The 24,528-nt window shown below is 57.8% G+C and carries 27 protein-coding genes; 20 read left to right on the forward strand and 7 right to left on the reverse strand.

What is annotated here, in order from left to right; all coding sequences use genetic code 11:
- Position 1 precedes the first annotated feature (1 nt).
- The 12 genes from AC13DD_RS08110 (at position 2) to AC13DD_RS08165 (ending at position 10,532) form a co-directional block, all read left to right on the forward strand.
- Positions 2-325, forward strand: coding sequence for a 2Fe-2S iron-sulfur cluster-binding protein (locus tag AC13DD_RS08110; RefSeq protein WP_136630691.1), 324 nt, complete (start codon positions 2-4; stop codon positions 323-325).
- A gap of 11 nt (positions 326-336) precedes the next feature.
- Positions 337-1,260, forward strand: a complete 924-nt coding sequence (locus tag AC13DD_RS08115) for a catechol 2,3-dioxygenase (RefSeq protein WP_136630692.1) — start codon at positions 337-339, stop codon at positions 1,258-1,260.
- A 28-nt stretch (positions 1,261-1,288) separates the two neighbouring features.
- The gene (locus AC13DD_RS08120) at positions 1,289-2,749 is read left to right on the forward strand and encodes a 2-hydroxymuconic semialdehyde dehydrogenase (protein WP_069182671.1); all 1,461 of its coding nucleotides are present in this window, start codon (positions 1,289-1,291) and stop codon (positions 2,747-2,749) included.
- Positions 2,750-2,756: 7 nt separating this feature from the next.
- Positions 2,757-3,617 (forward strand): alpha/beta fold hydrolase, encoded by an 861-nt coding sequence (locus tag AC13DD_RS08125; protein WP_136630693.1) that lies wholly within the window; start codon positions 2,757-2,759, stop codon positions 3,615-3,617.
- Entirely contained in the window at positions 3,617-4,402 is a 786-nt protein-coding gene (dmpE, locus tag AC13DD_RS08130; RefSeq protein WP_069182673.1) for a 2-oxopent-4-enoate hydratase, read from the forward strand. The genes AC13DD_RS08125 and dmpE overlap by 1 nt, the downstream gene beginning before the upstream one ends.
- Before the next feature lie 26 nt (positions 4,403-4,428).
- Positions 4,429-5,364: an acetaldehyde dehydrogenase (acetylating) gene (locus tag AC13DD_RS08135; RefSeq protein WP_069182852.1), complete on the forward strand. Its 936-nt coding sequence runs from the start codon at positions 4,429-4,431 to the stop codon at positions 5,362-5,364.
- A 13-nt stretch (positions 5,365-5,377) separates the two neighbouring features.
- Positions 5,378-6,415, forward strand: coding sequence for a 4-hydroxy-2-oxovalerate aldolase (gene dmpG, locus AC13DD_RS08140; RefSeq protein ID WP_136630695.1), 1,038 nt, complete (start codon positions 5,378-5,380; stop codon positions 6,413-6,415).
- Positions 6,412-7,206, forward strand: coding sequence for a 2-oxo-3-hexenedioate decarboxylase (gene dmpH, locus AC13DD_RS08145; RefSeq protein WP_069182675.1), 795 nt, complete (start codon positions 6,412-6,414; stop codon positions 7,204-7,206). The genes dmpG and dmpH overlap by 4 nt, the downstream gene beginning before the upstream one ends.
- 9 nt (positions 7,207-7,215) lie before the next feature.
- Entirely contained in the window at positions 7,216-7,407 is a 192-nt protein-coding gene (locus AC13DD_RS08150) for a 2-hydroxymuconate tautomerase (RefSeq protein ID WP_069182676.1), read from the forward strand.
- Between the two features lie 151 nt (positions 7,408-7,558).
- Entirely contained in the window at positions 7,559-8,119 is a 561-nt protein-coding gene (locus tag AC13DD_RS08155) for a hypothetical protein (protein WP_069182677.1), read from the forward strand.
- Positions 8,120-8,124: 5 nt separating this feature from the next.
- Positions 8,125-9,522, forward strand: a complete 1,398-nt coding sequence (locus AC13DD_RS08160) for an amidase (RefSeq protein WP_069182678.1) — start codon at positions 8,125-8,127, stop codon at positions 9,520-9,522.
- A gap of 62 nt (positions 9,523-9,584) precedes the next feature.
- Positions 9,585-10,532 (forward strand): ketopantoate reductase family protein, encoded by a 948-nt coding sequence (locus AC13DD_RS08165; protein WP_227549319.1) that lies wholly within the window; start codon positions 9,585-9,587, stop codon positions 10,530-10,532.
- Here AC13DD_RS08165 and AC13DD_RS08170 read toward each other — a convergent pair.
- Complete coding sequence (locus AC13DD_RS08170; protein ID WP_136630696.1) at positions 10,529-11,554, reverse strand: peptidoglycan -binding protein; 1,026 nt, start codon at positions 11,552-11,554, stop codon at positions 10,529-10,531. The two genes, AC13DD_RS08165 and AC13DD_RS08170, sit on opposite strands and share 4 nt — an antisense overlap.
- Complete coding sequence (locus tag AC13DD_RS08175) at positions 11,551-12,279, reverse strand: MotA/TolQ/ExbB proton channel family protein (RefSeq protein WP_136630697.1); 729 nt, start codon at positions 12,277-12,279, stop codon at positions 11,551-11,553. The genes AC13DD_RS08170 and AC13DD_RS08175 overlap by 4 nt, the downstream gene beginning before the upstream one ends.
- Before the next feature lie 95 nt (positions 12,280-12,374).
- On the opposite strand from AC13DD_RS08175, the gene AC13DD_RS08180 reads away from it, so the two are divergent.
- Positions 12,375-12,821: an acyl-CoA thioesterase gene (locus AC13DD_RS08180; protein ID WP_305965565.1), complete on the forward strand. Its 447-nt coding sequence runs from the start codon at positions 12,375-12,377 to the stop codon at positions 12,819-12,821.
- Between the two features lie 72 nt (positions 12,822-12,893).
- Here the strand turns inward: AC13DD_RS08180 and AC13DD_RS08185 are convergent, their stop codons facing one another.
- The gene (locus AC13DD_RS08185; protein WP_041645947.1) at positions 12,894-13,577 is read right to left on the reverse strand and encodes a type 1 glutamine amidotransferase domain-containing protein; all 684 of its coding nucleotides are present in this window, start codon (positions 13,575-13,577) and stop codon (positions 12,894-12,896) included.
- A gap of 239 nt (positions 13,578-13,816) precedes the next feature.
- Between AC13DD_RS08185 and AC13DD_RS08190 the strand changes: the two genes are divergently transcribed.
- The 5 genes from AC13DD_RS08190 to AC13DD_RS08210 all read left to right on the forward strand — a co-directional run bounded on the left by AC13DD_RS08190 (position 13,817) and on the right by AC13DD_RS08210 (position 19,624).
- Positions 13,817-14,569, forward strand: coding sequence for a substrate-binding periplasmic protein (locus tag AC13DD_RS08190; protein ID WP_136630733.1), 753 nt, complete (start codon positions 13,817-13,819; stop codon positions 14,567-14,569).
- Positions 14,566-15,948, forward strand: coding sequence for a ribonuclease J (locus AC13DD_RS08195; RefSeq protein ID WP_136630699.1), 1,383 nt, complete (start codon positions 14,566-14,568; stop codon positions 15,946-15,948). Before AC13DD_RS08190 ends, AC13DD_RS08195 begins: the two co-directional genes overlap by 4 nt.
- Positions 15,941-16,738 (forward strand): substrate-binding periplasmic protein, encoded by a 798-nt coding sequence (locus tag AC13DD_RS08200; protein ID WP_412536943.1) that lies wholly within the window; start codon positions 15,941-15,943, stop codon positions 16,736-16,738. Before AC13DD_RS08195 ends, AC13DD_RS08200 begins: the two co-directional genes overlap by 8 nt.
- Before the next feature lie 119 nt (positions 16,739-16,857).
- A complete protein-coding gene (locus AC13DD_RS08205; protein ID WP_405417984.1) occupies positions 16,858-19,125 on the forward strand; it encodes a putative bifunctional diguanylate cyclase/phosphodiesterase in 2,268 nt (755 codons plus the stop codon).
- A gap of 70 nt (positions 19,126-19,195) precedes the next feature.
- On the forward strand, positions 19,196-19,624 hold the full coding sequence (locus AC13DD_RS08210; RefSeq protein ID WP_405417987.1) for a hotdog fold thioesterase: 429 nt from the start codon (positions 19,196-19,198) through the stop codon (positions 19,622-19,624).
- A gap of 15 nt (positions 19,625-19,639) precedes the next feature.
- Here the strand turns inward: AC13DD_RS08210 and AC13DD_RS08215 are convergent, their stop codons facing one another.
- Together AC13DD_RS08215 and AC13DD_RS08220 are read right to left on the reverse strand one after the other, a co-directional pair.
- The gene (locus tag AC13DD_RS08215; protein ID WP_482931047.1) at positions 19,640-20,593 is read right to left on the reverse strand and encodes a GGDEF domain-containing protein; all 954 of its coding nucleotides are present in this window, start codon (positions 20,591-20,593) and stop codon (positions 19,640-19,642) included.
- 75 nt (positions 20,594-20,668) lie between these two features.
- Positions 20,669-22,006, reverse strand: a complete 1,338-nt coding sequence (locus tag AC13DD_RS08220; protein WP_412536945.1) for a cyclic di-GMP phosphodiesterase — start codon at positions 22,004-22,006, stop codon at positions 20,669-20,671.
- 84 nt (positions 22,007-22,090) lie between these two features.
- Here AC13DD_RS08220 and AC13DD_RS08225 point away from each other — a divergent pair, with 84 nt between their 5' ends.
- Positions 22,091-22,852, forward strand: a complete 762-nt coding sequence (locus AC13DD_RS08225) for a hypothetical protein (protein WP_482931048.1) — start codon at positions 22,091-22,093, stop codon at positions 22,850-22,852.
- Here the strand turns inward: AC13DD_RS08225 and AC13DD_RS08230 are convergent.
- Positions 22,849-23,580: a sulfite exporter TauE/SafE family protein gene (locus AC13DD_RS08230; RefSeq protein WP_136630705.1), complete on the reverse strand. Its 732-nt coding sequence runs from the start codon at positions 23,578-23,580 to the stop codon at positions 22,849-22,851. The two genes, AC13DD_RS08225 and AC13DD_RS08230, sit on opposite strands and share 4 nt — an antisense overlap.
- A gap of 99 nt (positions 23,581-23,679) precedes the next feature.
- Between AC13DD_RS08230 and AC13DD_RS08235 the strand changes: the two genes are divergently transcribed.
- The gene (locus AC13DD_RS08235; RefSeq protein ID WP_482902057.1) at positions 23,680-24,138 is read left to right on the forward strand and encodes a YchJ family protein; all 459 of its coding nucleotides are present in this window, start codon (positions 23,680-23,682) and stop codon (positions 24,136-24,138) included.
- A gap of 7 nt (positions 24,139-24,145) precedes the next feature.
- Here the strand turns inward: AC13DD_RS08235 and AC13DD_RS08240 are convergent, their stop codons facing one another.
- On the reverse strand, positions 24,146-24,526 hold the full coding sequence (locus AC13DD_RS08240; RefSeq protein WP_349343977.1) for a rhodanese-like domain-containing protein: 381 nt from the start codon (positions 24,524-24,526) through the stop codon (positions 24,146-24,148).
- Positions 24,527-24,528 lie beyond the last annotated feature (2 nt).

Raw genomic sequence — 24,528 nt, forward strand, 5'->3', positions numbered from 1 at the left:
CATGGCGGTATTCCATGTGGTCAACCGCACGACCGGCGACCGGTTCCGGTGTGAGGAGGACCAGAGTGTTCTCAAGGCCATGGAGCTGGTTGGCAAGAAGTGTGTCCCGGTGGGTTGCCGGGGCGGTGGCTGCGGGTTTTGCAAGATCCGCGTTGTTGAAGGCGAGTTCCGGTGCGGAAAGATGAGCAAGGCCCACTGCCCCCCGGAGGCTCTTGATAAAGGGGAAGTCCTGGCCTGCCGGATCTACCCGAGAACCGATTTGATGATCGAGTGTATGCCGCAACCTGCAGCGCCACTCGCCGAACAGACAAAAACAAAACCGTAGAGGTAATCGTCATGAAAAAAGGTGTTATGCGTCCTGGTCACGTTCAGATTCGCGTTCTGGACATTGAAGAAGCGGTAAAACATTACACAGACCTGATGGGCCTGATTGAGACAGACCGCGACGAACAGGGTCGGGTTTATCTGAAGGCCTGGACCGAAGTGGACAAGTTCTCCGTGGTACTGGTTGAGGCCGACGAGCCCGGTTGTGATTTCATGGGCTTCAAGGTTGTGGATGAGGCAGCGCTTGTTCAGCTGGAAAAAGACCTGGTGGCTTACGGGCTGGATGTAGAGCAGATTCCCGAAGGCGAGCTGAAAGACTGCGGCCGCCGGATCCGCTTTACCGTGCCTTCGGGCCACGCGTTCGAGCTATACGCCGACAAACTCTACACCGGCAAATGGGGTGTTACCGAGGTTAATCCCGAGGCCTGGCCCCGTGGCCTTTCCGGCATGAAGGCGGTGCGATTTGACCATTGCCTGTTCTACGGGCCGGAACTGGCGGCTGTGTATGACATCTTCGTGAACGTGCTCGGGTTCCATCTGGCCGAGCAGGTGCTGGACCCGGAAGGCACCCGGATTGCCCAGTTCCTGACCGTGTCCATGAAGGAGCACGACATTGCTTTCATTCACCATGAAGAGAAAGGCAAGTTCCACCACGCGTCCTTCTTCCTCGAAACCTGGGAAGACGTCCTGCGGGCCGCAGACCTGATTTCCATGACCGATACCTCTATTGATATCGGGCCCACACGGCACGGCCTGACCCACGGCAAAACCATCTATTTCTTCGATCCGTCGGGCAATCGCAACGAAGTATTCTGTGGCGGTGACTACACCTATCCGGACCACAAACCGGTGACCTGGCAGGCGGAGCAGCTCGGCAAGGCCATCTTCTATCACGATCGCCAGTTGAACGAGCGGTTCCTGACAGTTCTGACCTGACACCATCCAGCAACAGGATTTAGCAGCAATGAAAGAGATCAAACACTACATCAACGGTCAGTACGTGGGCTCCGCCAGCGGCAAGCTGTTCGACAACGTGAACCCCGCCAACGGCAAGGTCATTGCCAAGGTGCACGAGGGTGGTCGAGACGAAGTCGACGCCGCTGTGAGGGCAGCCCGGGCGGCCTTGAAAGGCCCCTGGGGCAAGATGACTCTGGACGAGCGCACCCGCATTCTGCATCGGGTGGCCGATGGCATCAACGAACGCTTTGAGGAATTCCTGGAAGCCGAGTGCCTGGATACCGGTAAGCCGAAATCCCTGGCTAGCCACATCGACATCCCCCGGGGTGCGGCCAACTTCAAGGTGTTCGCGGACATGATCAAGAACGTGCCCACGGAATCCTTCGAAATGGCCACGCCGGACGGCGCGGGTGCCCTGAACTACGCCGTTCGCCGTCCCAAGGGTGTGATCGGTGTGATCAGCCCCTGGAACCTGCCGCTGCTGCTGATGACCTGGAAGGTCGGGCCGGCCCTGGCCTGTGGCAATACCGTCGTCGTCAAACCGTCGGAAGAGACACCGACCACCACCGCCCTTCTGGGCGAGGTGATGAGGGAAGCCGGTGTGCCGGATGGCGTCTACAACGTTGTTCATGGCTTCGGTGGTGATTCCGCTGGCGCCTATCTGACCGAGCACCCGCAGGTTGACGGGTTCACCTTCACCGGTGAGACCGGCACGGGTGAAGTCATTATGAAGGCGGCTGCCAAAGGTATCCGGGATATTTCCCTGGAGCTGGGCGGCAAGAATGCCGGCCTGGTATTCGCCGATTGCGACATGGACAAGGCCATCGAGGGCACCATGCGCTCTGCTTTTGCCAACTGTGGCCAAGTCTGCCTGGGTACCGAGCGAGTTTACGTTGAGCGGTCGGTTTTCGACGAGTTTGTCGGTCGCCTCAAGGAAGCCGCGGAAGGTCTGAAGATTGGCCCGCCTGATGATGCAGAAGCCAACCTGGGGCCGCTTGTCAGCCTCGAACACCGCGAAAAGGTGCTCTCTTACTACCAGAAAGCCGTCGATGACGGAGCAACCGTTGTGACCGGTGGTGGTGTTCCTGAGATGCCTTCCGAGCTGGCGGGCGGAGCCTGGGTCGAGCCCACCATCTGGACCGGCCTGCCGGACGATTCGGCGGTCGTTACGGACGAGATCTTTGGACCCTGCTGCCATATCCGCCCGTTCGATACCGAAGAAGAGGCAATCGAGCTGGCCAACAGTCTCCCCTACGGCCTGGCATCAGCAATCTGGAGCGAAAACATCACCCGCGCCCATCGCGTCGCGGGCCAGATTGAAGCCGGCATTATCTGGGTAAACAGCTGGTTCCTGAGAGACCTGCGGACACCGTTCGGTGGCAGTAAGCAGTCAGGGGTCGGTCGTGAAGGTGGTGTGCACTCCCTCGAGTTCTACACCGAAATGAAAAACATCTGCGTCAAATTGTGAGGGCGTCATGAATGCACCTGTAGACAGCCCTGAAATCGGGCGTGAAATTGTTGCCGCAGGCTACCGCACCAACGTGCACGACCATGGCGAAGGCGGTTTCCCCGTGATGATGATTCATGGCTCCGGCCCCGGTGTGACGGCCTGGGCAAACTGGCGCCTGGTGATTCCGGAACTGGCCAAACACCGTCGCGTTGTGGCGCCGGATATGCTGGGCTTCGGCTACAGCGAGCGCCCGGAAGACCAGATCTACAACCGGGAGCGCTGGGTCAAGCACGCCCTGGGCGTGATGGATGAGCTGGGCCTGGAACAGGTCGACCTAGTGGGGAATTCCTTCGGGGGAGGTTTGGCCCTGGCGCTCGCCATTGAGCATCCAGAGCGGGTACGCCGCCTGGTGCTGATGGGCTCAGCAGGGGTCAGCTTCCCGATTACCAAAGGCCTGGACGAGGTGTGGGGGTACGAACCTTCGCTTGAGACCATGCGCCGTTTGATGGACGTGTTTGCCTTCAACAAGGGCCTGCTGACCAGCGAGCTGGCGGAGATGCGCTATCAGGCCAGCATCCGGCCCGGTTTCCAGGAGTCGTTTTCGGCCATGTTCCCGGCTCCTCGTCAACGTTGGGTCGATAACCTGGCTAGTAACGAAGACGACATCCGGGCGCTTCCCCATGAAACCCTGATCCTCCATGGCCGGGAAGATGAAGTCATTCCTCTCGACGCCTCTTATCGACTGGCTGAACTGATCGACCGCGCCCAGCTGCATGTATTCGGTCGCTGTGGCCATTGGACCCAGATTGAGCATGCCGGCCGGTTTGCCCGGTTGGTCAATGATTTCCTGAACGAGGCCGATCAGGCCGCTGCCGGAGGTAACTAATGGAACAGACGAAAATTCACGCCTTTGGCGACGAGCTCTACCAGGCAATGATGAAAAGGGAAGCGGTCAGCCCGCTGACCAGCCGTGGTGAGGATATCACCATTGATGATGCCTACCACATTTCCCTGCGCATGCTGGAACGTCGTCTGGCGGATGGCGCCTCGATTATTGGCAAGAAGATTGGCGTGACCAGCAAAGCCGTACAGAACATGCTCAACGTCCATCAACCGGATTTTGGCTATCTCACCGACGACATGGTGTTCAACAGCGGTGAGGTCATGCCCATCAGCGACCGGCTGATCGCGCCGCGCGCAGAGGGCGAAATTGCCTTCATCCTGAAAAAGGACCTGACCGGTCCGGGCGTGACCAACGCCGACGTTCTGGCGGCCACGGAATGCGTGATGCCCTGCTTCGAGATTGTCGATTCCCGCATCCAGGACTGGAAGATCGCCATTCAGGACACCATTGCTGACAACGCTTCCTGCGGTCTGTTTGTGCTCGGGGACCAGGCGGTATCGCCTCGCAAGGTGGATCTGGTTACCTGCGGCATGGTGGTCGAGAAGAACGGCAGTGTGATCAGTGCGGGCGCCGGGGCAGCGGCCCTGGGTTCGCCAGTGAATTGTGTCACCTGGCTGGCGAACACGCTGGGTGAGTTCGGTATTTCCCTTAAGGCCGGCGAAGTCATTCTTTCCGGCTCGCTGGTACCCCTTGAGCCGGTCAAGGCCGGTGATTACATGCGGGTCGACATCGGCGGCATCGGTAGCGCATCCGTGCGCTTCGCATGACCGAAAAGAACAATGAGGAACAGGCTATGAGCAAGAAAATCAAGGCAGCGATCATCGGCTCGGGCAACATCGGCACCGATCTGATGATCAAGATCCTGCGCAATGGCAAGCACATTGAAATGGGCGCCATGGTCGGTATCGATCCGGAATCGGACGGTCTGGCCCGGGCTGCCCGCATGGGCGTGGCCACCACCCACGAAGGCGTCGACGGACTGGTAAAGATGCCGGAATTCGCCGACATCGATATCGTATTCGATGCCACCTCCGCCAAGGCCCATATGCACAACGAAGTGTTCCTGCGCGGCCACAAAGAGAACATCAAGATCATTGATATGACCCCGGCAGCGATCGGTCCCTACTGTGTGCCGGTGGTGAACCTTGAGCAGCAGCTCCAGGAAGGCAACGTCAACATGGTCACCTGTGGCGGCCAGGCCACCATTCCGATGGTGGCCGCGGTATCACGAGTCGCCAAGGCCCACTACGCGGAGATTGTCGCGTCGATTTCCTCGAAGTCCGCCGGCCCTGGCACTCGCGCCAACATCGATGAGTTTACCGAAACCACCTCCCGGGCTATCGAAGTGGTGGGTGGTGCCCAGAAGGGCAAGGCCATCATCATCCTGAATCCGGCCGAGCCGCCCCTGCTGATGCGGGACACCGTATACGTGCTCTCGGATGCGGCCGACAAGGCCCAGGTGGAAGCTTCCGTGGAAGAGATGGTCAAGGCCGTGAACAGCTACGTGCCGGGCTACCGCCTGAAGCAGAAAGTGCAGTTCGACGACATCCCCGAAGACCAGCCCATGAATGTCCCGGGCCTGGGCCGCTTCAGCGGCCTGAAGACCTCCATCTTCCTGGAAGTGGAGGGCGCCGCCCACTACCTGCCGGCCTATGCCGGTAACCTGGACATCATGACCTCCGCCGCTCTCGGTACCGCCGAGCGCATCGCCGAATCGCTGGTCAACTGAGGAGGGTATTCCCATGACATTCAATCCCGGCAAAAAACTCTACATCTCCGACGTGACCCTGCGAGACGGCAGCCACGCCATTCGTCATCAGTACTCCATCAAGAACGTGCAGGATATTGCCCGTGCGCTGGATAAGGCCAAGGTGGACTCCATCGAAGTGGCCCACGGCGACGGACTGCAGGGCTCCAGCTTCAACTACGGCTTTGGTGCCCACACCGACCTGGAGTGGATCGAGGCGGTGGCCGAAGTGGTTACCCATTCGAAGATTGCCACCCTGCTGCTGCCCGGCATCGGCACCGTCCATGATCTGGACAACGCCTACAACGCCGGCGCCCGGATTGTGCGCGTGGCTACCCACTGCACCGAGGCGGATGTGTCCAAGCAGCACATCGAACACGCCCGGAAGCTGGGCATGGATACCGTCGGCTTCCTGATGATGAGCCACATGCAGACCCCGCAGGGTCTGGCTGAGCAGGCCAAGCTGATGGAAGACTACGGCGCCACTTGCCTGTACGTGGTCGATTCCGGCGGCGCCATGAACATGAACGACATCCGCGACCGGTTCCGGGCTCTAAAAGACGTGCTGAAACCCGAAACCCAGACCGGCATTCACGCCCACCACAACCTCGCCCTGGGTGTAGCCAACTCCATCGTGGCGGTGGAAGAGGGCTGTGACCGGGTGGATGCCTCCCTTTCCGGTATGGGCGCCGGCGCTGGCAACGCGCCGCTGGAAGTCTGCATCGCCGCCTTCCACAAGATGGGCTGGGAGCACGGCACCGACGTGTACGCCCTGATGGACGCCGCCGACGACATCGTGCGTCCGTTGCAGGACCGCCCGGTTCGTGTGGACCGTGAAACCCTGGCGCTGGGCTATGCCGGTGTGTACTCAAGCTTCCTGCGCCATTCCGAAGTGGCGGCGCAGAAGTACGGCCTGAAGACCGTGGATATTCTGGTGGAGCTGGGCAAACGCCGCATGGTGGGTGGCCAGGAAGACATGATTGTGGATGTGGCGCTGGATCTGCTGGCGGCACAGAAGGAGCAGAACGCATGAGCAAGACATTGAGCCGTGAGCAGGTTCTGGCCCTGGCGGAACACGTGGAAAACGCCGAATTGCAGGCCCATGACATCACCAAGGTCACCAACGACTTTCCGGACATGACCTTCGAAGATGCCTACGACGTGCAGTGGGAGATCCGCCGTCGCAAGGAAGCCCGTGGCAACAAAGTCGTTGGCATGAAAATGGGCCTTACCTCCTGGGCCAAGATGGCCCAGATGGGAGTGGAGACGCCGATCTACGGATTCCTGGCGGATTACTTCAGCGTGCCCGACGGTGGAGTGGTGAACACCAAAGAACTGATCCACCCGAAGATCGAGGCCGAGATCGCCTTTGTCACCAAGGAGCCGCTGAAGGGCCCTGGCTGCCACATTGGCCAGGTTCTGGCCGCCACCGATTTCGTGATCCCCGCGGTGGAAGTGATCGATTCGCGCTACGAAAACTTCAAGTTTGATCTGGTGAGTGTGGTGGCAGACAACGCCTCCTCGACCCGCTTTATTACCGGTGGCCAGATGGCTGATGTCGCTGATGTGGATCTGAAAACCCTGGGCGTGGTGGTCGAGAAGAATGGCGAAGTGGTAGACGTTGGGGCCGGTGCCGCGGTTCTGGGCCATCCGGCTTCCAGTGTCGCCATGCTGGCCAATTTGCTGGCAGAGCGCGGTGAACACATCCCGGCTGGCACCTTCATCATGACCGGCGGTATTACCGCAGCCATCACGGTTGAGCCCGGTGACAACATCACGGTCCGATACCAGGGCCTGGGTACGGTATCCGCACGATTCGAATAAGGAGGTTTTATGCCTGTCGCCCAGATCAACATCCTGGAAGGCCGGTCTGATGAGCAAAAGGAAGCGCTCATCAGAGAGGTCACCGATGCGCTTTGCCGGTCGCTAGGGGCGCCTGTAGAGAGTGTCCGGATCATCATCAATGAAATGCCGAAGCAGCATTTCGGTATCGGTGGTCAATCCGCGAAGAAGCTGGGGCGCTGAGTCCCAGCTTCTGGACAGGCCCGTTTTGGAGGAAATCGTGGACAAGCTGCCGGTATTATTTGTCTCATGTGATGCACGAAGCCTGGAGGCTCAGCGACAAGCTGGTTCCGGACCAGCGAGGATGATCTGGGGGCAAAGTGTCAGGAGTGTCTTGCTGTTAAGCACGGACACAAGTCTCCAGGCGCCGGAGGTCACCCACCTGAAAGGGGATCATGAGCGTTCGGAGCGTGTCTTTTCTCTGCTCAGTTCCCGGGGCTTTGCTCCGGGTTTTCAGGATGAAACGTGTGAGGGTAGAGAGAATTTTCTTCGGGCGTTGCTTTCCGAAGAACCGGCGGACCTCTGTGAGCTCCGACTTAATACCGGGATGAGTGAAGGAGAGTACCGGCTTGTCGGGCAATGTCTGGAAACCATTCGGGAGCAGGGTGTCCTCGTGATCTGTCTGGATGACAAGCGCGAAAGCCAGGTATCGCTGCATGACCGGCACCTGCGTGAGATGATCAACGGCTGGGTTCAGGACCAGCAGTGGGGTGCCGCGATCTCGGTCAAGGGCGGCCTGTCCGGTAACAGGCATAACCGTAAACTGGAAGATCCAACCGTGTGCCTCCTCAACGCCGCGTTTACGCTTGGCGGATGTAAATTCCCTCAGCGGATGTTCAGCAGCGGTATGAATAATGCTGGCCAGATGCTGTCCGGATTTGGCTGGATGCGGTAATCCCAATGGCCGGGAAACAGTTGCTGTCGATGCCATTGCGCGATCTTGCTGATGGGCTCCGATCCCGGGACATGACAGCGGAGTCTCTGGTTGAAGCCTCGATAGAAGCCAGCAAGGACTGTGATAACCGAGCCTATATCAGCTGGCGCCCCGAGCCGGCATTGGAACTTGCCCGCGCCGCTGATCAAGTCAGGGCTGCCGGTGGTTCCACCGGGCCTTTGATGGGTATACCGGTATCGGTAAAGGACATGTTCGGGGTGTCGGGTTTTCCCACCTACGCCGGTTGTGCGAGAGCCTTGCCGAAAAGCTGGGAGGCTGAAGGGCCTCTGGTTCGAGCCTTGCAATCCCAACTTGCTCCGGTGGTGGGTAAAACCCACTGCGTGGAGTTCGCTTTCGGGGGGCTGGGAACAAACGCCCATTGGCCAACCCCCCAAAACCCCTGGTGCAAGAATGAGCATCGGGTGCCTGGCGGGTCGAGTTCAGGTGCCGGAGTGTCTTTGATCAATGGAACCGCGGCGCTGGCTCTGGGCACTGATACCGCCGGCTCTGTGCGTGTTCCTGCAGCAATGACGGGTGTGGCCGGCCTCAAGACCACAGGCGGGCGCTGGTCCACCCGCGGAATTGTTCCGCTGTCGAGCACCCTGGATACACCCGGTTTGCTGGCCCGTCGTGTTGAGGATCTGGCCTTTGCGTTCGAGGCGCTTGACCCGATGTTAGCTCGCAGAGGCGCCGGGATACCTGCCAGCCCGGACCTGTCCCATTTGACCCTGGGGGTTCCGGATGGTTTTTTTTGGGAGAATTGCAGTCCCGGCATTGCGGAAACTGTCGAAGCATCCCTTAAACAGCTTGAAGCTGCCGGCGCCCGGCTGGTGAAGTTTGAGTTGTCCGGTCTGGCAACGGTTCATTCAATGTTCCTCAAGGGCGGCGTGGCAGCACCGGAACTGGCGGCTTTAATCAGGGAAGAGCTACCGGATTACAGATCGTCGCTTGATCCCGATGTGGCGGCCAGGCTTCACAAAGCCGAGGGATTACCCGCGTGGGAGTACATTCAACGCCGTACCCTGATTGATCGTTTGTCTGCTCAGGCGGCCGAAGAACTATCAACAGTGGATGCTCTTCTGACACCGACGGTTACGCTTACGCCGCCAACCGTGAGCAGTCTGGCGGACCCTGATGCCTATGTAGCGGCCAATATGCAGGTTCTGCGCAACACAGCCGTGGCGAATTATCTGGGCCTGTGTGGGCTGAGTTTGCCGGTCGGTTTCGATTCGATGGGTTTGCCGGTAGGGCTTCAATTGTTGATGGGGCCCTGGCGGGAAGAGCGGCTGCTGGCAGTCGGTCAGGCCGTTGAGCGCTGCCTCGGCACAGGTCCTGATATAATGGGCCTGGCGCCTGCAGACTAACGGCTTGTCTGCTTCCTCTGGGTGTCAAATTCGGCGGGCATTTTCTGAGCGGTGAGGTTCCCTTGGCAGGTCTGAAGATTTTAATGATGGGTGCCGGTGGCATTGGTGGATATTACGCGGCAAGACTCGCCCAGGCGGGACACGAGCTGGTCCTGACCGCGCGTGGTGATCATCTCAAGGCGTTGAAAACCGGTGGCCTGACTGTGGATTATGAAGGCGAGATTCTGCATCAGGCACTGCCGGCCTTTTCCCACACAGAGCTGATGCAGAAGCATGAACCCGATGACTTTGATCTGATCGTCATCGCCCTGAAGTCCACGGCGACAGCGCCGGTCATGGATGAGATTTCCGATTGGCTGGAGAACGCGTCTGTTCCGATACTGTCGCTCCAGAACGGGGTCGACAACGAGCTGGTGATTGCCGGGGTGGTTGGTGAGGATCGGGTACTGGGTGGGCTTGCGGTGCGCATTGGCGGCCACATTACCGAACCCGGGCATGTGTTCGCCGAGGGCGTTGCCCAGGTTGTGATGGGTGCCTGGCCCAGGCAGCGACCTGACGATCCCCGCGTTTCCCTGCTCAGACGGTTGGAAGCATTGTTCAACGCGGCCGGCATTCCAACCACCGTCTCTGAAAACATCCGTTACGAACTCTGGCGCAAGCTGGTGATCAACAACGGTGTGAATCCGCTGTCCGCCCTGACCGGTCTTGATACCCGGAGCCTCACACACCACCCAGAATTCCGGAAGATTGTCCATGGAATGATGGCGGAAACAGTGGCTGCATCGGAGGCCGACGACGTCAACCTCGGGCCGGAGGATCTGGCCGAGATGTTCGACCTGATCAGCAACTTCAACGCCATCAAGACATCCATGCTGGTCGACAAGGAAAAAGGGCGGCCCCTGGAGCTTGACAGTATTGCCGGCGCGGTCCTGCGACGCTGCGAGCGACTGGGCATTGAGGCGCCCTACACCATGACGGTCAGCGCCCTGCTGAGCCATTCCCAGGGCTAGCGATCCGTCAGCTTGAGCTCGATTCTCCGGTTTCTCTGAAGCGCTTCCGGTGAGGTGCCTTCCGCCACCGGGAAGAACTCGCCAAAGCCGGCAGCCGCCATGCGCCGTTCCGGTACACCCTGCGCTGCAAGGTAGCGCACGACTGCAACCGCCCGCGCGGTGGACAGCTCCCAGTTCGATGGAAAGCGCGGTGTATTGATGGGCAGGATATCGGTGTGGCCGTCGATGCGCAGTATCCAGTCCACGTCCTCGGGTATTCGTTCGGCCACATCCAGCAGCAAATCCGCAAGCTTGTCCAGCTCCTGCCGGCCTTCCTCGCCCAGTTCCGCCGAGGCGGAGGCAAACAGCAGTTCCGAGGGCAGCAGGAAGCGGTCGCCGACAATCCGCACGTTCTCGTTACCCGCCAGAATATCCCGGAGCCGGGCAAAGAATTCCGACTGGTACTGTTCCAGCTGGCTGACCCGCTCGGCGAGCAGGGTGTTCAGCCGTCGGCTCACCTGTTCCAGCTCCTGCTCTTTCTCCGCCGTCATCTGTTCCTGCAGCTCCAGGGCCGAGGCAATCTGTCTGAGTTGTTCCCTCAGTGAGGCGATCTGATTGGATAGCCGCAGGATCATGGCCTGCTGGCTTGCGGACATCTCGTCTTTTTCGTCAATGGATTCTTCCATGCCGGCCAGTCGTTCTGATTGCGCATCGGCGATGGCGGTCTGCTGCATCAGCCGCTCACGGGTAGATTCCAGCTGGTCGACCAGGCTGTTGTTGCGGTCCTGAACGCTGGTCAATTGAGCTTCCAGTGCCTCACTCCGGCTTTCTTCCAGGCCAAGCATCTCCGAGAGTTCGTTCAACTGGGCATTCAGGCGGGCCAGCTGGGTATCCCGGTCAGACAGCGTCTGGGACAGATAGAGCTGGCTGACCACATATACCAGCAGCATGAAGATCACCAGCATCAGCAGTGCCGACAGGGCATCCACATACCCCGGCCAGACGTTGGTGGTGCTTCGGCTTCGGCGCCTGGATCCGATCATGACAGGTCTTTCTCGCTGTCTACGCGGTCTACAAGATTGGTCACGCCGGTCAGCCACTCCTCAAGGCCGTCATAGAAGCGGTTCTGGGCATGGCCGGCCTGGATATCGAGAAAACCAAGAATCAGCGAGCCGCCAAGGCCCAGCAGGGAGGAACTGAAGGCCGTGCCCATGCCCTCAAGCGGTGTGAGCAGGCCTTCCTGCAGTTCGGCAAACACCTTGCCGAAATCCTCCTGGCTCATATCAAGGCCGGTGATCACCTGGCCGACCGAGTTGATGGTGCCGAGCAGGCCCCAGAAGGTACCCAGCAGACCGAGGAAAACCAGAAGACTGATGAAGTAACGGGTGATCTCGCGCTGCTCATCCATACGCGAGTGAATACCATCAAGCACGGTCCGCAGGGAGAGCGTAGACAGAGTGAACCGGTCCTTGGTTGCATCTTCTCCGAGCTGTCTTGCCAGTGGCTTCAGCAGTTTAGGCTCCTGAACCACCGACAGTCCGGCATGCCCGGTCCGGAACTGTGCAATCCACTTCAATTCCGGAAAAAGGACAAATACCTGCCGGTAGGTGAGGGCGATACCGACGATCAATACTCCGAAAATCAGCAGGTTGAAAACCCAGTTGGCCATGAAGGCCGAGATCAGAGGTTTGTGGATCAGGGCGCCGACGATGACGACCACGCCGAGGAACAGCGTCATCCAGAAAAGGGTGTGCTTCGGGTTGCTCATAGCGCTGGCCAGCTTTTTTGAGATATTCCTCAAAACGTTAGCACAGATATGAGAAGCTGTTGGCGTCAGTAACTGAACTTTAATCGGAGCGCTTCATGACTGGTGATCTGCCTTTCCGTTTTCGCTTCCGGGTTCGCTATGGCGAGTGCGATGCCCAGGGTGTGGTATTCAATGCCCGTTATGCGGATTTCGTTGATATTTCAGTGAACGAATACATCCGTACGCTGTTTGGCGATTACCAGCATCTACTGGATCAGGACCTGGATATTCAGGTTGTGAGTCTCACCGTAAACTGGAAAGCCCCGGCAAAGTTCGATGATGTGCTGGAGGCGCGTGTTCGGGCGGGGCGAATCGGCAACACTTCGTTCACGTTGCATCTTGAATTCTTCAGGTATGGGGATGAGGCGTTTATCGCCGATGCCGATGTGACTTACGTGGTGATTCAGCCTTCAGTGATGGGAAAAGTGACGATACCGGATCATATTCGTGAACTGCTGGAGCAGGGCGCTCCTGGCCAGTTGATCAGTCACGCGGGGGAATGAACTCGAAGCGTAAGAAAAAGGCCAGATGAGAATCTCACCTGGCCTTGGGTTCATCTTCCGGTCTTTACCGGATCAGGCCTCCTGCAAAGCCTGCACAACGGCTTTCGCGGCGCCCTCGGAGGATGCCGGGTTCTGCCCGGTGATCAGCTTGCCGTCCACCACGATGTGCGGAGCCCAGTCGTCACCGCGGGTGTAGGTGGCGGTATTTTCCTTCAGCATGTCCTCGAGCAGGAAAGGCACCACACCGCTGAGGCCTACTGCTTCTTCCTCGCTGTTGGTGAAGCCCGTTACTTCCCGGCCGCCAACGATGTTCTGGCCCGGTTTGACTTCCACGTTCTTGAACACGGCCGGCGCGTGGCAAACCGCACCAATGACCTTGTCCTGCTCGTAGGCGGTCTTGATCAGGGCAATGGACTTGTCGTCGTTGACCAGATCCCAGAGCGGGCCGTGGCCACCCGGATAGAAAATCGCGTCGTACTCGTTCATGTCCACATCACTCAGCTTCTTGGTGCTGGCAAGGGATTCCTTGGCGTGGGCATCCTGCTGGAAACGACGGGTGGTTTCCGTGAGTGCCTCTTCCGCCTCGCTGTTGGGGTCCACTGGCGGCTGGCCGCCTTTCGGCGAGGCGATGGTGATGTCTGCACCGGCATCCCGGAAAACATAGTAGGGCGCGGTGAATTCTTCGAGCCAGAAGCCGGTCTTGTGGCCGGTGTCGCCCATCTGGTCGTGTGAGGTGAGAACCATCAGAATCTTCATGGTGTCCGTCCTTATATGTTGACGAATGAATGGCACTTCGACAGCTATTGGTAAATAACGTGTAGCCGGTTTGGTGAACCGCTTCTTAACTGATCTGGTAATCGACCTTGTGCCATGGGTGGTTGATTTCAACCGTGATTACGTAAATCCGACGTTCCCGGATCTTGAACCGTCTATACTGGACACAGATGACCAGACTGCATAAGAACCTGAAAGGCTCACAGGCAAGGACGACAGGAATGCGAGTGCTAACAGCCGCCCTTCTGATGGTGTTGGTGTTTCACGCTTGGGCCCAGCAGGGCACAGAAACTGTGGAACCTCTTACCATCACCGTGGGTGCCAACCATGCACCCCCATACCGGATTCTCGAGGGTGGGGAGAGAACCGGCCTCTACGTGGAGATCTTCGAGGAGATTGCCGAGCGGCTCGGCTGGGAAGTGCACTACCGGGAAGCCCCGTTCAGGCGCGTGTTGAGAATGGTCCAGCAGGGCGAGGTTGATGTCATGCTTGGTCCTCTGGAAACCGAGGAACGGGCCGAATTGATGGAATTTGTGGCGCCGGCGTTTCCGCCAGAACGGCGATTGTTCTTTTATCTGAACAAAGAGCACCGCATTGAACGCTACGCCGATCTTTATGGCAGGGCCATTGGCGTGCTGGAAGGCGCGTCGTATTTCCCGAGGTTTGATGATGATGAGGACCTGCTCAAAGAGCCGGCGCCCCGATATGAAAACCTGATGCTGATGCTGCAGAAGGGCCGGGTGGATGTGGTGATTGCGCCAGAACTGGTGGGTTTGTACGCGGTTGAGAAACTGGGTCTGGATATTGAGGTCTCGCCGTTCTTTGTGCCCGGAGAGCGCTCTTACATCGCCGTTGCGAAAAACTCGCCGGTGATTCAGTACGCCGACGATATCCGGGCGGCGCTGAAACTGATTGAAATGGAAGGCATACACGAGGACCTGGTGTTGAAGTATCTGGACCGAGCCGCCGAATGATTCCTGCGCAGTCTGATCTGTGGTTTCTGCCCCTGGGAGGGACCGGCGAAATTGGCATGAACCTCAACCTCTATGGCCACGACGGTGCCTGGTTGATGGTGGATTGCGGCGTCACCTTTCCAAAGCCTGGCCGTATTGCCGCTGACGGAACCGTGCACCACCGGGGGGAGCCGCCGGTACAAATGGCGGATCCCGCTTTCATCGCTGACCGCCGTGACCGCTTGGCAGGCCTGATTATTACCCATGCCCATGAGGATCACGTTGGAGCCGTACCCTATCTCTGGCCGCTGTTGCAGTGTCCGATCTACACCAGTCGGTTCACTGCGGAAATTCTGCGACGAAAACTGGCGGAGTTCGATCTGCTGCACCGGGTTCCGATCATTGAAGTGGAGACCGGCCAGAGCAAACAGATCGGGCCTTTCAGCGTGCAATGGCTGGCGCTGACGCATTCCATCCCGGACCCCAACGCCCTGATGATTAGAACCGCCGCAGGTAACATCTTTCACAGCGGTGACTGGAAGCTGGATGAGCAGCCGCTGGTCGGCCATGGCTATTCGCCACAGACCTTTAGCGATCTGGCGAAAGAGGGTGTGAACGCCATGGTATGCGACTCCACCAACGCAACGGTGTCAGGTCACTCGGTGTCCGAGGCGGCCTTGCATACCGGATTGTTGCAGGCTATACGATCCGCTGAGGGGCGCGTTGTAGTGACCTGCTTCGGCAGCAATATTGCCCGCCTGCATACGCTCTCTTCGATTGCGCGGGAAACAGGGCGCTATATGGGGCTGTTGGGCCGTTCGCTGATCAATATGAGTGGCGCCGCCAGAGCCGCCGGCCTGTGGGATTCGGCTGACCAGTTGATCAATCCCGCTCATCTTGGCTATCTGCCCCGGGATGAAGTCCTGGCCGTGGCCACCGGCAGTCAGGGTGAACCCAGAACGGCCCTGCGCAGACTGGCTGCTGGTACGCATCCGGATTTCGAGCTGGAAACCGGCGATACAGTTATCTTCAGCGCCCGTGCTATTCCCGGCAATGAAGAAGCCATCGAGGCGCTCGTGGCGAGACTGAAAGAGTTGGGTGTCCGGGTAATCACCGCCGAAGATGCGGATTTGCCAATTCATGCTTCAGGTCATCCTGCGCAGGAAGAACTGGAGTTAATGTACAAATGGGTCAGGCCTGCCATTGCCATTCCGGTGCATGGTGAGGCTGAACACATGGAAACGCACGCTGACATAGCCAAAGCAACTGGTGTACCCCGAGCCATGGTGGGCAGAAACGGCGATCTTTTCATGATCCGGCCAGTGCCGGGGATACGTCGCCAGGTTGTCGAAACCGGCCGTCTGGGCTGGCACAAAGAAGGTCTTGTCAGAGTTGAATAAGCTATTGTTTTCTGTTGTTGGTAAGTCACTTGTCTTTTTTGCAGCCGCGATGATTCTTTCGCCGACTAATGCCACGGCAGTAACCCCGTGCGACACACTCACCGTGAGTGGTAATCCGGAGTATCCGCCCCTGCTCTGGCGAGACGAGCAAAATCCTGGTTTCCTGAATGGCGCCGTACCTGCTTTGCTCCGGGAAATTACCCAACCCCTCGGCGTAACTGTGGAAGTGAAAGATATCGGTTCCTGGGCCCGGGTCCAACGGATGGCGCGCGAGGGGGAGATTGATATGGTAGCCGGGGCGTTCATCACGTCGGAACGCATTCGCTACATGGATTATCTGCTTCCTCCGGTCACGCACTTGCCAACAGCGGTCTGGGTGCCCATCGGGCGGGAGTTCGTCTATCGCCACTGGCCAGACCTGAAGGGCAAGCGCGGCAGTACCCTGATCAACAACAGCTTTGGCCAGAACTTCGACCGGTATGCAGAGCAGAATCTGCGCATTGAAGGTGTCCGGTCCATTGAGCAATCCTTCCAGATGGCGTTGGTTGATCGTGTTGATTATGTGCTCTATGAAGTCCTTCAGGGAGAGGTGAAACTTGAATACATGGGCATTGCTGACGATTTCGTTCCGCTGGAAACGCCGGTTAGCCGTGAGGGCCTGTTTCTGACTTTTTCCAAGGCTTCGCCGTGTAATTCCTTTGAACTAAGAGAGCGCATTGCGGACCGGCTTTATGAGCTTGTGAACTCTGGCAGGGTGCAGTATAAAGCTCGTTATACAAAAGCGAGTTGAGAGGCTACCGTTAGTGCTAGCACATGAACTTTTGAGGCGCACCCGTCGTAACTCAGTACAGGTACTCCCGGTATAAAATAAAATTCATGGGCAGTATTGCTGGGAAGGAGTCCGTAGCAATGGCAAAGGCAGTTACCTCGGGCCACAGGGATTTCGTGTACAGGTTGTCGCTCAACCTTGCCCGCTCGAAGATTGACGAACTGGATGGTTGCATCCACGGGGTTATTGCTGAGCTTGGCGATTGGCTTGGATCTGATCGCGCCTACCTGATCAATTTCGAAGAAGCCACCCAGACAATTTCAATCTCCCATGAAACCTGCAGAGACGGCGTCACACCCCAACGGGATGCCATTCAAAATGTTCCGAAGGACCGATATCCCTGGCTTATGGAGCAGCTTCAGATCCTTCCGGTTCTGGTGATCCCCGAAGTCGAACAACTTCCCCCGGATGCAAAAGAAGAGAAACTGGAATTCCTTCTTGAAAGTATCCGGAGTCTGGTTCTCGTTGGTTTGAAGCTGGAGGGACAAGTCAGCGGTATTCTGGGGTTCGATTTTCTTGACCATTCCTGTGCACTGGATCCGGGTACAGAGGAATTTCTGCTCCAGGTAGGCGAAGTTCTGGGGGCTTCGGTGCACCGACAGATATTGGCCAGTCGCAATGTGCGATTCGAAAACAGCCTCTATCGGTATTCCGACCAGTTTCCGGGGGTTATTTTCCAGTTCAGGATGTACCCCGACGGGCAAACCACGTTTCCCTTCATCAGTGAAAAAGTGAAGGAGCTGTTCGGACTCCCGGCCGATGCACTCAGCCTGGATGCGAAGCCCCTTTTAGACCTCATTGATCCAGAAGACAAGAAATCCTTCGACGAAGATGTAGATGAATCAAGGCGGCAAATGACGCCGTTTGAAACAAACTTCCGGGCCAGGAAACAGGACGGAACAACGGCTTGGATGGAAGCGCGGTCGGTTCCTGCCCGGTTGGCCGATGACAGCATGATCTGGCACGGGTACTTCTACGATGTGAGTGACCGCAAGCAATCGGAATCAGAGATAGAGAAACTGGCGTTCTACGACGCGTTGACGGGCCTTCCAAACCGGCGCCTGTTGCGGGATCGCCTGGCCCAGGCGTTAACTGGAAGCACCCGGGATCATAGCCACGGCGCCCTGGTCTTTATCGATCTGGATCACTTCAAGAACATCAATGACTCGGCGGGCCATATGACAGGAGATGAGCTGTTGATTCAGGTCGGCAAAAGGCTCAAGCAGACAGTCAGGGAGTGGGATACCGTCGCAAGGCTTGGTGGCGATGAGTTTGTTCTCATTCTGAAGGGGTTTCCGGCCGATGCTTCCAGCGCTGCCGCCCGCGTGGAAAAGGTCTGTGAGAAAGTCCGGGAAGCACTGAACGAACCCTATGAACTGAATGGCTTTGAGTACACCGGTACGCCAAGTATTGGTGTCACCCTGTTTTTTGATCACGATGATTCCCTCGAAGAGCTCCTTGGTCAGGCCGACATGGCCATGTTTCGTGCCAAGGAAGACGGTCGCAACTGCATCCGTTTCTACGATGCCATGATGCAGAAAAAGGTGTCCGAACGCCTGGCCATGGAATCCGACCTTCGACTGGCCATTCGGAAGAACCAGTTGGCAGTGCACTACCAGGTTCTTGTTGACGAGAAAGGTAAGCCGATAGGTGCCGAGGCGTTGCTTCGATGGCGTTGTCCGGGCCGTGGCATGGTGTCTCCCGCCGAGTTCATTCCGCTGGCAGAGGAAACGGGCCTCATTGAATCGGTTGGCTACTGGGTACTCGAAGAGGTCATGTCCACGATAGCCAGTTGGAAAAAACGGGGCGGTGTTCTGGCACGGCTCCAGGTGTCGGTAAACGTGAGTGCGAGGCAGTTCCATCTGCCGTCTTTTTGCTCAACTGTGATGGCATTGCTCAGAAAAACGGGGGCATCCCCCAGAAACCTGAAAGTGGAAATCACCGAGAGTGCACTGGCTTACGATCTTGAGTTGGTGGAAGAAACACTGCGAACCCTGAGAAGCATGGGCATACGCATTTCCCTGGACGATTTCGGCACGGGCTATTCATCCCTTGGTTACCTGAAACGGCTCTCGCTGGATGAGCTTAAAATTGACCAGGGATTTGTGCGAGACATCCTCGATGATCCCAATGATGCTGCCATCGCAGAGACCATTCTGGCCCTCGCTTCGTCACTGAAACTATCGGCGGTGGCGGAAGGCGTGGAAACGAAAGGGCAGCTGGAACGCCTTGTTATGATGGGGTGCAACCGGTTTCAGGGCTATTATTTCAGCAGGCCGGTGCCTGTGCGGGAGTTTGAGGGATTGATCGAAAAGGCAGGCGTGGGACACAGAAGAAGGGCTTGGTAGTTCGCATCCTATCTGTATACACTAGCCTTTCCGAGATTTCTTTTCAAACAACATCGAGAGTAATTCCCCCATGGCAATCTGGTCCCGTACCCCGAACCTCGAACAACTTGTCCAGTCCAGTCAGAACACGGCCGTTAGTCACATGGGTATCGAATACCTGGAAATTGGCGATGATTATGTGAAGGGCCGTATGCCCGTGGATGAACGCACAGTCCAGCCGTTTGGCATTCTCCATGGAGGAGCGTCGGTGTTGCTGGCGGAAACCCTGGGAAGCATGGCGGCCAATTGCTGTCTGAAGGATTCGGAAACCGTTGCGGTTGGGTTGGATATCAACGCCAACCACATCCGTCCGGTTACCAAAGGCTGGGTGTATGGCACGGCCAGGGCCATCCATATTGGTAGCGCCACTCAGGTATGGGAAATTCTGCTTGAGAACGAAGAAGGTAAAACCACCTGTATTTCCCGGCTGACCATGGCGGTTACCAGGCGTCCCGGTTGAATTGCCCGGGTGCGTTCAGGGCTTGATTCGCACCCTTCCCCTGCCAAACGCTTTGGATTCGTACATTGCGTTATCGGCCCTGGCCAGAAGATTCTTCAGGTCTGGCTCCTCGGGGTGTAGTTCTGAAATGCCGAAACTGGCCGCTGGCAGGAGACGGACATCACGATACTGGACTGGCATTCCCTGCATGAGCCCCAGCAGTCGTTCTGCCATTTCTGAGGCCTCAGCTGCATGAGCATCGGCGAGAAGGATTGCGAACTCCTCTCCGCCAATGCGCGCGGCAATGTCGGCCTCCCGGACGTTGCGACGGACCAGATTCCCGATGGCCCGCAACACTTCATCCCCGGCCTCGTGGCCATGGTTGTCGTTGATCTGCTTGAAGTGGTCCAGGTCAAACATGATGATGCCCAGAGGCGAGTTGTTGCGGCGGGACTGTTTCAAAAGCTGGTTTCCCAGTTCGAAAAAGGCTCTTCTGTTTCGAAGTCCGGTAAGGTCGTCCTCCAAGGCAGCAGCCCGGGCTTTCTCATGGGCTTCCTTGAGTGCCAGCTCCATTTCTTTTCGTTCGGTGATGTCGGTAGCGATCTCCAGGCGGACCAGCCGGCCATCTATCCAGGGAATCGCCTGGTCCCGGCACTGGTACCAGCGTTGGTCCAGTCGGTTCTGGAATTCCCAGATGTGCGGGGGGGAAGGACTGCCTGCTGAGTCAATCAGCAGGTGGTTGGTGCAGAAGTCGCAGGGGCTGGCGCTATCCTGCAGGACTTCCCAGCACTTTCTGCCATCTATGGACCCCCAGATTTTCCGGCCATAAGCATTCATGTACAGAAGCTCATGGGTTTCAAAGTCTGATACGTAAACCAGGGCGTCCAGGTTGTCGAGCACGGCTCTAAGCCCCTCGACGGGGGTGCCCCCCAGAAGCTCCACGTCTTCTGGTGTGGCGGGAATGTTGAGGGACGGTATGCCGGAATCCATGTCTTTTGTGCCGGAGTCTGTTTGGCCAGCAGTATAGCAAGGCGTTTCGGATTGAAAAGTAACCGACTGTCGCTTTTATGTGGTTTTGGAACCGAGGTGGGGCTTTGGCTTGGTGACAATCAGGTCCTGATCGACAAACTCCTGAAGAACGATCTCATAGGTTCCGTCCGGGACTTCCCGGGCGATACGATACACCTCACCAGCGCCATCTTCCGCGCTGGCCTTCAGGTCGACCGTGCGATAGGGGTTCATCCGGCTTTTATCAGCTTCTCTGACCAACAGAACGCAGGGCTTGAGTTTATGATCTGGCCGGCTCTCGATAACGATGCCAACCTCGCCGTTGACCATTTCCACAATGGAGCCGGGCGGATAAATGCCAATGAGCTGAATGAATTGATCCGCAAGTTCCGCGTCAAACTGGGTGCCCCGGTGTTTGTGGATGATATCCAGCGCCTGCATGGACGCCCTGCCTTTGTCGTAGACTCGATCACTGGTAATCGCATCGTAGGTATCGACCAGCCCCACGATCTTCGCGAAATAGGGAATCTGATGGTCGCTGAGGCCCCTGGGGTACCCTGAACCGTCCATCCTTTCATGATGACTGAACGCAACATCGACAGCCGTATTCAGTGAATGACTGGTGCCCATAAGAATGGTTCTTCCGTGAGTCGTATGGTGCCTCATCAGCTCAAATTCTTTAGGAGTCAGGGCGCCCGGTTTGTTCAGGATTTCGTCCGGGATTTTTGTTTTGCCAACATCATGCAACAGGCCGCAGAGCGCCAGGCTCTCGATTTCCCCATGCAGTAATCCGAGGTGTTTCCCGAATGCCGCGCAAAGAATCGAAACATTGATGCAGTGCTCGGCCGTGTAGGCGTCCTGATGCTTGATCTTGGTAAGGAGCATCAGGGCATTCTCGTTTCTCAGCACGCTCTCAACGCACCCTTTGACAACTTTGCGCGCGTTGTTGATGTCCAGCGTGCGTCCCACGCGCAATCCAGACATGATCGACTTGGCCGTGTCCTGGGCGTCCTTGAACCGGATCCTGGCCGTGGCCATTTCAGTGCCCGCGTCGACCTTATTGATATAGGTGACTCGCTTGCGCGGCACAGGCGGGGTTTTGGGTGTCGGTTCGGGGGCGGACTTGCGTTTGAACAGTCCCAGCAGTCCTGATCGCTGACCGTTCCGCGAGCCGGCCTCCTGGGGAGCGCGCGCTTTTTGGACCCGCCCCTCAATGAAAACGAACGCGCACTGGGCCCGTAGGGCGTCAATGTCCGCCTGGTCCTTGATCACAAAGCCCTGAATCAGAAAATCGGTCTCCTCCCACGGGCGGTCCAGCCGAGTAACATGCATGCCAATGGCAAGCTCGGCGACATCCACCTGTGTTTCAACAATTTCCTGATGGCTTTTGTTCATGGCTCGGTCCGATTACCTACTTTAGCCATTTTGACGGAATGAGTTGGTAAATGAAGAGACTGAATTGCAAAATTTGGTCAAATAGTGTTCGCTAATCATGCTGGGGTCAAGCGCCTGAGCATCGTCGATATTCGTTTCTCGATACCTGAACGGGAATCGTCCATCATGTCGGATCACCGCTTTTTCCACCTCTGGTGGCTTGCACTGGCTGCGGCTCTCATTCCGCTGGTTACGATCCATGTCACCTTTGTTGTTTCGGTGCTGGAGGGCCACGTTGAGCTATGCATTCCCTACTGGGATAGTTGCACCAGCATCAGTCGTACCGGCCGTCACGGAACATCTTACTTCATTTTCAAAGGTACCATGCTGCCGGCGGCCTTGCTCGGGATTCTGTTCTGGTGGCTCAACGGCCGGTGGTTGCGCCAGCTCGGCGTACATTCGTCCGGGGTTGCCTGGATCCCGTGGCTGGGTATGGTGGCCAGTGTGTCGCTTGCCGCCTATACCCTGGCGCTGGGCCATGCCGGCGACGGCTTCAATCTGGTCCGCCGTGTTGGTGTGGTTCTGTATTTTTCGCTCACCTTCATCTGTGAGTTGCTGGTTAGCGCCGGCTTGCGCAGCCATCCACTTTGGAAACACACGGGCATGAGGCTGTTGAATCTCTGCCAACTGACCCTCGCTGTGGGGATTCTTTCAGTGATCCTGAATGGCGTGGCCCCGGAGTTCTATAGCCGCAAGGACGATGCTTTCGAGTGGATCCTGGCTTTCCTGATCAACGCCAATGCCATCTGGCTGGCGCTGCTCTGGCGCAAGAATCGGTTCCGTGTCCGGCTCTGGGCCGATTCCTAGAGCGGGAGCAGGCCGCGAATGAGGGCTGCGGTTCCGGCGATGGCCGCGATGCCGAGAATGACCGGGCGAAGGCCTTCAAAGGGCATGCGGTTGACGAGTTTGCCGGAAAGCCAGAAGCCCAGGAATACGCCCGGGAAGGTCACTGCGAACAGGAACAGCTCCCGCGTTCCCAGGTAGCCGGAAGCGAGCAGGCCTGACAGGCTCAGGACGCTGGCCGCCAGAAAGAACGCGGACATATTGGCCCTGACCAGAGGCCCCTTTTCATTCTGGTAGATCAAGGCGATCGGTGGCCCACCCACTGCGGTAATCGTGCCCATATAGGTCGAGGCGGCTCCGGCCATCACGCTGTTGCGGGCGTTCAGCGCAGGCTTTAGCCCACCAATGCTGAGCGCTACCCCGGCGAGAATCAGCACACCAAAAATCAGCTCGAAGCCCGCCGTCGAGATCACCAGCAATGTCAGAGCCGCCAGAATTGCGCCGACAACTCCGCCCACAATGGCAAAGCGCACTTCCCGGACCTGCAATGCGCCTCGATTGCGTATCAGCATGAAGACAGTAAGCAGAGTGGCATTCAGTATCAGGGGGCCGGGGACCAACACCGGGCTGATAAGAAAAAGCAATGGCGCAGCCAGTGTACCAATGCCATAGCCGGCCACGCCCTGCAGGCAGGCCCCGGCGAGAATGGCAAGGTTGGCCAGAAGAATCTGTAACAGCGATACATCCGTCAAAGGAAATCACCAGGAAGTCGTTGGAAAAGGCCGGAGCAGTACCGGTCAGATATTGATACACTGCGGGGCCAGGAGCAAAGTCGAAAAGAATGATCCCCGATGACCCAGCAGCCTGAACACCAAAGTTGCCCCTGTGGCAGCGGCAAATCCTACCCCGAATGCTGCCAGCCGTTCCATCAGGATAAACCGGCTCCGTCGCCGGAGGCATTGATGCGGTCCCGTTACGCAGCGTTCGTTCTCGATCTTCCGGATTACCTGCGAGCCACCTGGCACCAGAGCACACGACCACAGACGCTCACTCTGGCAGACTCGCCGGAATGGACCGGTTTGCAGATCCTGGACACCAGTGAGTCGGGCAATCGCGGCAGGGTTCATTTCCGAGCGCTCTACCGCCTGGGCAAGGGCTGGGGCTTTCTCGAAGAAAAATCCGATTTCGTTCAGGAGCAGGGCCGCTGGTATTACCTTCGGGGAGACACCAGCGAGGGCCAGTTGAAGCCCGGTCGGAACGACGCCTGCCCCTGTGGCAGTGGCCGGAAGTACAAGACCTGCTGCCTGTAGGTATCCATTACTCGAACGAGGGCAGTTCCGGCTTGGCGACCGGTTTGCCTGCTTCCTGCCAGGCATCGAATCCACCGGCGATGGACTGCACATGCATGTAGCCCATTTCCTTCAGGGCCTTGGCGCTCAGGGCGGCTCGCCCGGATGTTTTGCAGTAGCAGACAATGTTCATGTCGCGGCTCTCAAACGCCGGATCGTTGGTAAACTTGAACTCCAGCAAGCCGCGGGAAATGTTCACCGCGCCCGGTATATGGCCAGCCCGGTATTCATCCGCATCCCGCACATCCAGCAGAAGATCGGCATTCCTGATGGCATCGTCCGCCTGATCCAGGGGCACTTCCTGGATTTCTTTCCTGGCGGCTTCTACAAGGTCATGGGCAGTTTTCATAG

The organism is Marinobacter sp. L-13, from assembly GCF_056857715.1.